6 protein-coding genes are annotated in these 6,816 nt (G+C 68.5%); all 6 read left to right on the top strand.

Features of this window, described 5'->3' with window-relative positions; translation table 11 throughout:
• Positions 1-97: 97 nt before the first annotated feature.
• The 6 genes from paaD to VSO01S_RS25470 all read left to right on the top strand — a co-directional run bounded on the left by paaD (position 98) and on the right by VSO01S_RS25470 (position 6,735).
• Positions 98-577 (top strand): 1,2-phenylacetyl-CoA epoxidase subunit PaaD, encoded by a 480-nt coding sequence (gene paaD, locus VSO01S_RS25495; protein WP_245684325.1) that lies wholly within the window; start codon positions 98-100, stop codon positions 575-577.
• Positions 578-588: 11 nt separating this feature from the next.
• The gene (gene paaE / locus VSO01S_RS25490) at positions 589-1,683 is read left to right on the top strand and encodes a 1,2-phenylacetyl-CoA epoxidase subunit PaaE (RefSeq protein WP_068645567.1); all 1,095 of its coding nucleotides are present in this window, start codon (positions 589-591) and stop codon (positions 1,681-1,683) included.
• Between the two features lie 124 nt (positions 1,684-1,807).
• Complete coding sequence (locus tag VSO01S_RS25485) at positions 1,808-2,956, top strand: ABC transporter substrate-binding protein (RefSeq protein ID WP_068645568.1); 1,149 nt, start codon at positions 1,808-1,810, stop codon at positions 2,954-2,956.
• Between the two features lie 49 nt (positions 2,957-3,005).
• A complete protein-coding gene (locus VSO01S_RS25480) occupies positions 3,006-4,034 on the top strand; it encodes a branched-chain amino acid ABC transporter permease (protein ID WP_068645566.1) in 1,029 nt (342 codons plus the stop codon).
• Positions 4,035-4,042: 8 nt separating this feature from the next.
• A complete protein-coding gene (locus VSO01S_RS25475) occupies positions 4,043-5,920 on the top strand; it encodes a branched-chain amino acid ABC transporter ATP-binding protein/permease (RefSeq protein WP_068645565.1) in 1,878 nt (625 codons plus the stop codon).
• On the top strand, positions 5,917-6,735 hold the full coding sequence (locus tag VSO01S_RS25470) for an ABC transporter ATP-binding protein (RefSeq protein ID WP_084242121.1): 819 nt from the start codon (positions 5,917-5,919) through the stop codon (positions 6,733-6,735). Before VSO01S_RS25475 ends, VSO01S_RS25470 begins: the two co-directional genes overlap by 4 nt.
• Positions 6,736-6,816 lie beyond the last annotated feature (81 nt).

Below are 6,816 nucleotides of genomic sequence, written 5' to 3'. Positions count from 1 at the left end.
AGGGGCGCTTGCACCGGCGTTGGCGTCGAGTTCGGAGAGCCCCCATCCCGGCCTTCCCCCAGAGGGGGAAGGAGGAAGAATCGAACGCGCGTGGGCCGTGCTGCAAACGGTGCTCGACCCGGAGGTTCCGGCCCTGTCGGTGTGCGACCTGGGCATCGTGCGCGAGGTGATCGAGCATGCCGATGGGCTGGAGGTGGTGCTCACGCCCACGTACTCCGGCTGCCCCGCCACCGAGGTGATCGAGCGCGACGTGCTGGCGGCCATCGAATCCGCAGGCCTCGGCCCCGCGCGCGCCACGCTGCGCCGCGCGCCGGCCTGGACCACCGACTGGATCAGTGCCGAAGGCCGCCGCAAGCTGGCCGAGTACGGCATCGCCCCGCCCGGTGCGGTGCCGCGCGAGCAGCAGGTGCAGCCCGTGCGCTTCTTCGGCCGCCGCATCGACGCCAGCGCCCCGAACTGCCCGCGCTGCGGCAGCGAGCAGACCGAGCGCCTGTCGGCCTTCGGCGCCACGGCCTGCAAGGCGCTGTACCGCTGCCTGGCCTGCCGCGAACCCTTCGAACACTTCAAACCCATCTGAGCGCCACAGCCATGAGCGTCATGTTTCATCCTCTTCGCGTGCGCGCCATCGAGCCCGACACGCAAGAAGCGGTCGTCGTCTCCTTCGACGTGCCGCCCGAGCTGCGCGAAGTCTTCGGCTTCACCCAGGGCCAGTACCTCACCCTGCGCACCGAGATCGACGGCCAGGACCTGCGCCGCTCCTATTCCATCTGCGCCGGCGTCGACGACGGCGAACTGCGCGTGGGCGTGCGCAAGGTGCGCGGCGGCGTGTTCTCCAACTGGATCAACGAGCACCTGAAGGTCGGCGACACGGTCAGCGTGATGGCGCCGCAGGGCCGCTTCTTCGTGCCGCTGGAGCCCCAGGCCAAGCGCCACCATGTGGGCATTGCCGGCGGCAGCGGCATCACGCCCATCCTGTCGATCATGAAGACGGTGCTGGCGCGCGAGCCCAGGAGCCGCTTCACCCTCATCTACGGCAACCGGCTGCTGCAGTCCACGATGTTCAAGGAAGAGATCGAGGACCTGAAGAACCGCTACATGACGCGGCTGTCGCTGCAGCACGTGTTCTCCGACGAGCACACCGACGCGCCCATCAACCACGGCGTGATGAACCGCGAGAAGATCAGCGAGTTCCTGGGCAGCGTGGTGCCGGCGGCGGACATCGACCATGTGTACGTGTGCGGCCCCTTCCAGATGAACGACGAGGCCGAGGCGGCGCTGCTGGCCGCCGGCGTGCCGGAAGAGCGCATCCACATCGAGCGCTTCGGCGTGGCGCTGCCCGCCGCGGGCGCGGGCGGTGCGGTGGGCGCGGTGGTGCACGAATCCAAGCCGGGCGATGCCGAGACGGCGCGCATCACCATCATCCGCGACGGCCTGTCGCGCGAGATTCCCTTCACCCGGCAGCAGCCCAGCATCCTGGACGCCGCATCGGCGGCCGGCATGGAAGTGCCGTACTCGTGCACCTCGGGCGTGTGCGGCACCTGCCGCGCCAAGGTGGTGGAGGGCGAGGTGCGCATGGAACGCAACTTCGCGCTCGACAAGAAGGAGGTGGCCGCCGGCTTCGTGCTCACCTGCCAGGCGCATCCGCTGACCGAGCGGGTGGTGCTCTCGTTCGACGAGCGCTAGGCGTTTTCCCCTGGGAGCGCGTGGGGAACATCCCGATGACGGTGATGCTCCGAAGACAGTCCACTAGCAACCCGAATTTCTTTCATTCATTCGTTCATTCAACAACCCTGGAGACAAGAGAATGATGTCGTTCAAGAAGAAGATCCTCGCGCTGGCCAGCCTGCTGTCGCTGGCCGCCCTGGCACACGCGGACATCAACGTCGGCGTGACGCTGTCGGCCACCGGCCCTGCCGCGTCGCTGGGCATTCCCGAGAAGAACACCATCGCCCTCATGCCCAAGACCATTGCCGGGCAGAAGATCAACTACGTGGTGCTCGACGATGCGTCCGACACCACTGCGGCCGTGTCCAACACGCGCAAGCTGATCGCCGACAGCAAGGTGGACGTGGTGCTGGGCTCCACCGTCACGCCGGCGTCGCTGGCCATGATCGACGTGGCGTCCGAGGCCAAGGTGCCGATGATCTCCATGGCCGCCAGCTCGCGCATCGTCGAGCCCATGGATGACAAGCGCAAGTGGGTGTTCAAGACGCCGCAGAACGACATCATGATGTCGCTGGCCATTGCCGAGCACATGGGCAAGACCGGCGTGAAGACGGTGGGCTTCATCGGCTTTTCCGACGCGTACGGCGAAGGCTGGTACCAGGAGTTCAGCAAGGCCGCCGGCCTCAAGGGGCTGAAGATCATCGCCAACGAGCGCTTCGGCCGCACCGACACCTCCGTCACCGGCCAGGTGCTCAAGCTCATGTCGGCCAAGCCCGACGCGATCCTGGTGGCCGGCTCGGGCACGCCGGCTGCGCTGCCGCAGAAGACGCTCAAGGAGCGCGGCTACACCGGCAAGATGTACCAGACGCACGGCGTGGCCAACGCCGACTTCCTGCGCGTGGGCGGCAAGGACGTGGAAGGCACCTTCCTGCCCGCCGGCCCGGTGCTGGTGGCGGAGCAGCTGCCGCAGTCCAACCCGGTGCGCAAGAGCGCACAGACCTACATCGCAGCTTATGAGGCCGCGCATGGCAAGGGCAGCGTGTCCACCTTCGGCGCGCACGCCTGGGATGCCGGCCTGCTGATGGCGGCTGCCGTGCCGGTGGCGCTGAAGACGGCGCAGCCGGGCACGCCCGAGTTCCGCGCCGCGCTGCGCGACGCGCTCGAAAAGATCCACGAGCTGCCCGGTGCGCACGGCATCTTCACCATGTCGCCCACCGACCACCTCGGCCTGGACCAGCGCGCCCGCGTGATGGTCAAGATCGAAAACGGCACCTGGAAATTCCAGCCCTGATCCACCCCGACAACTCGCCCATTTCGTCTTCTAACTAGCTGGAACCTCCATGGACGGACAGATCGCCCTGCTGCTCGCGCAGGACGGCCTCGTGAACGGCGCGGTGTATGCGCTGATGGCACTGGCCCTGGTGCTGGTGTTCTCGGTCACCCGCGTCATCTTCATTCCCCAGGGCGAATTCGTCGCCTTCGGCGCGCTCTCGATGGCGATGCTGCAGGCCGGCAAGACGCCGCCCACGCTGTGGCTGCTGCTGGCGCTGGCGGTCGCGGTACTTGCCGTGGAGGCCTGGCGCTACAAGCGCGGCGCGCCGGTGGACTGGAGCTCGGCCTTGCTGTGGTGCGTGGCCGTGCCCCTGGCCGCCTGCGCGATGCTGCTGCTGTGGAAGCCCACGGGCCTGGCGGCGCAGGCCATCGGTACGCTGGTGCTCATCACGCCGCTCGGCCCGCTGATCTATCGGCTGGCGTACCGGCCGATGGCGCAGGCCACGGTGCTGTCGCTGCTCATCGTGTCGGTGGCGCTGCACGGCGTGATGGTGGGCCTGGGCCTTCTGTTCTTCGGTGCCGAGGGTTCGCGCACGCCGGCCTTCTCGGAAGCGAGCTTCGACGTGGGCGGGCTGCAGATCACGGGGCAGTCCATCGTGGTCATCATGGTGACGCTGGTGCTGGTGATCGCCATGTTCCAGTTCTTCGGCCGCTCCATGGTGGGCAAGGCGCTGCGCGCCACGGCCATGAACCGCGTGGGTGCGCGCCTGATGGGCGTGCCCACCGAGCTGTCGGGCGACGTGAGCTTTGCGCTGGCGGCGCTCATCGGCGCGGTGTCGGGGCTGCTCATCGCGCCGCTCACCACCATCTATTACGACACCGGCTTCCTGATCGGCCTCAAGGGCTTCGTGGCGGCCATCGTGGGCGGGCTGGCCAGCTATCCGCTCGCGCTGGGCGGCGCGCTGCTGGTGGGCCAGCTGGAATCGTTCTCCTCCTTCTGGGCCAGCGCGTACAAGGAAGTGCTGGTGTTCACATTGATCATTCCCGTGCTGTGGTGGCGTTCGCTGCATAGCCGCCACGTCGAGGACGAAGAATGAGTTCGGTCATGGAAAAGACTTCGTCCCCGACCCGCAACATCGAAGCACCACGCGGCTTCTTCACGCGCCGCGGCCTCACGCTGGCGGCGGTGCTGGCGCTGGCCATCTCGTGGGGCTTCCTGCCCGAGTTCACCGTGGTGGTGATCAGCTACATCGGCCTGTACGCGCTGGTGGCGGTCGGCCTGTGCATGCTCACCGGCGTGGGCGGCATGACCTCCTTCGGCCAGGCGGCCTTCGTCGGCATGGGTGCCTACGCCACGGCGTGGCTGTGCACCTCGCCCACGGCTGCGGCCTGGCTCGGGCCGCTGGGCGGCAGCGCCATCGTGCCTTGGCTCGGCCTGGCGCTGGGCCTGGCGATCACCTTCGCGCTGGCCTGGTTCCTCGGCGCCATCACCGTCAAGCTGCAGGGCCACTACCTGCCGCTGTGCACCATCGCCTGGGGCCTGTCGCTGTACTTCCTGTTCGGCAACATGGAGTTCCTGGGCGGGCAGACCGGCATCACCGGCGTGCCTGCGCTGGTGGTGGCGGGCTATTCGCTGGCGTCGCCGCGGCAACTGGGCGTGCTGATCTGGGCCGTGCTGCTGGTGGCCATGTGGCTGCTGCACAACCTGCTCGATTCGCGCGAGGGGCGGGCCATTCGCGCGCTCAAGAGCGGCCGCCTCATGGCCGAGTCGATGGGCGTGGACACCGCGCGCCACCGCGTCAAGCTCTTCGTGCTGGCCGCGCTGCTGGCGGCGCTGTCGGGCTGGCTTTATGCCCACATGCAGCGCTTCGTGAATCCCACTCCCTTCAACCTCAACATCGGCATCGAATACCTCTTCATGGCGGTGGTGGGCGGCGCGGGCCACCTGTGGGGCGCGGTGCTGGGCGCGGCGCTCATTACGCTGCTGAAGGAAAAGCTGCAGGACGTGCTGCCCGCGCTGCTGGGTTCGAGCGGCAATTTCGAGGTGATCGTGTTCGGCCTCTTGATGCTGCTGGTGCTGCAGCGCTTTGCCGACGGCATCTGGCCGGCGCTGGAGCGCTTCGGCCAGCGATTGCTCAAGCCTGAGAAGGCCAAGGCCCCCAGCCATGTGGCGGAGCTGGCCCGGCGCACGCTGCCGCCCAAGGGCACGGTGCTGCTGCAGGCCGAGCGCGTCACCAAGCGCTTCGGCGGCCTGGTGGCCAACAACGCGGTGAGCATGACGGTCAAGGCCGGCGAGATCCATGCGCTGATCGGCCCCAACGGCGCTGGCAAGAGCACCTTCTTCAACATGATCTCCGGCGTGGACGACCCCACCGAAGGCGAGGTGCGCCTGATGGACCAGCCCATGCAGACCCAGCCCGCGCGCGCCTTTGCCGCGCTGGGCCTGGGCCGCACCTTCCAGCATGTGCGGTTGCTGGGCACGCGCAGCGTGGTCGACAACGTGGCGCTGGGCGCGCACCTGCGCGCCAAGCGCGGCTGGCTGGCTTCCATGCTGCGGCTGGACCGCGCCGAAGAAGCGGCGCTGCAGGCCGAGGCGCGCAGGCAGATCGAGCGCTGCGGCCTGGCCGCGCATGCGGATTCGCCCTCCGCCTCGCTGGCCCTGGGCCAGCAGCGCATTGTCGAGATCGCGCGCGCCCTGGCCAGCCAGCCCGCGGTGCTGCTGCTGGACGAACCGGCCGCCGGCCTGCGCCATCTCGAAAAGCGCGCCCTGGCCGAACTGCTTTCGCAACTGCGGGCCGAGGGCCTGGGCATCCTGGTGGTGGAACACGACATGGAATTCGTCATGAACCTGGCCGACCGCATCACCGTGCTGGAGTTCGGCACCGTGATCTCGCACGGCAAGCCGGCCGAGGTGCAGGCCGACCCGAAGGTGCTGGATGCATACCTGGGTGGTGTGGATGAACCGCTGGAGGTGGCGGCATGAGCGCAGTGCTGGGCCGCCCCGAACAAGCTCGCGCCCCCTCGGGGGGCAGCGAACCACACGCAGTGGGCGAGCGTGGGGGCACTGTTACTGCACCTCTTCTGCAGCTGAAGGATTTCTGCGTCTCGTACCGCGCCGTCGAGGCGCTGCACAGCGTCGCCCTCGAAGTGCGCGAAGGCGAGATCGTCACCGTCATCGGCCCCAACGGCGCCGGCAAGACCACGCTGCTGTGCGCGGCCATGGGCCTGCTGCCTTCCAATGGGCAGCTGCTGCTGGGCGGCGAGCGCGTCTCCCGCCCCAGCGTCGAGGCCATGGTGGCGCGCGGCGTCGCCCTGGTGCCCGAGCGGCGCGAGCTTTTCGGCGAGATGTCGGTCGAAGACAACCTGCTGCTGGGCGGCTTCTACCGCTGGCGCAAGGGCCAGCGCGACCAGAAGGCGCGCATGGAAGAGGTCTTCCAGATCTTCCCGCGCCTGCGCGAGCGGCATGCGCAGCTGGCTTCCACGCTGTCGGGCGGCGAGCGGCAGATGCTGGCCATCGGCCGCGCGCTCATGGCGCGCCCGCGCCTGCTGATGCTGGACGAACCCTCGCTGGGTCTGGCGCCGCTGATCGTGCGCGAGGTGCTGCAGGTGGTGTCCTCGCTGCGCAAGCACGGCGTGTCGGTGCTGCTGGTGGAGCAGAACGCGCGCGCCGCGCTGCAGGTGGCCGACCGCGGCTACGTGCTGGAGATGGGCCAGGTGGCCTTGAACGGCGCCGCCCGCGACCTGCTGAATGACCGCCGGATCATCGACACCTACCTGGGTATCGGCAAGAAAGATTGACTTGAATTTCTCCCTCCCCCGCTGGGGGAGGGCCGGGGTGGGGGCACGGCGGCCTTTCCATGACGCAGATGGCCCCCCCCC

Origin of the sequence: Variovorax soli NBRC 106424, assembly GCF_001591385.1 — a bacterium.
Lineage (GTDB): Bacteria > Pseudomonadota > Gammaproteobacteria > Burkholderiales > Burkholderiaceae_C > Variovorax > Variovorax soli.
The sequence above is the reverse complement of the archived record's forward strand: the minus strand, read 5'-3'. Positions and strand labels throughout refer to the sequence as shown.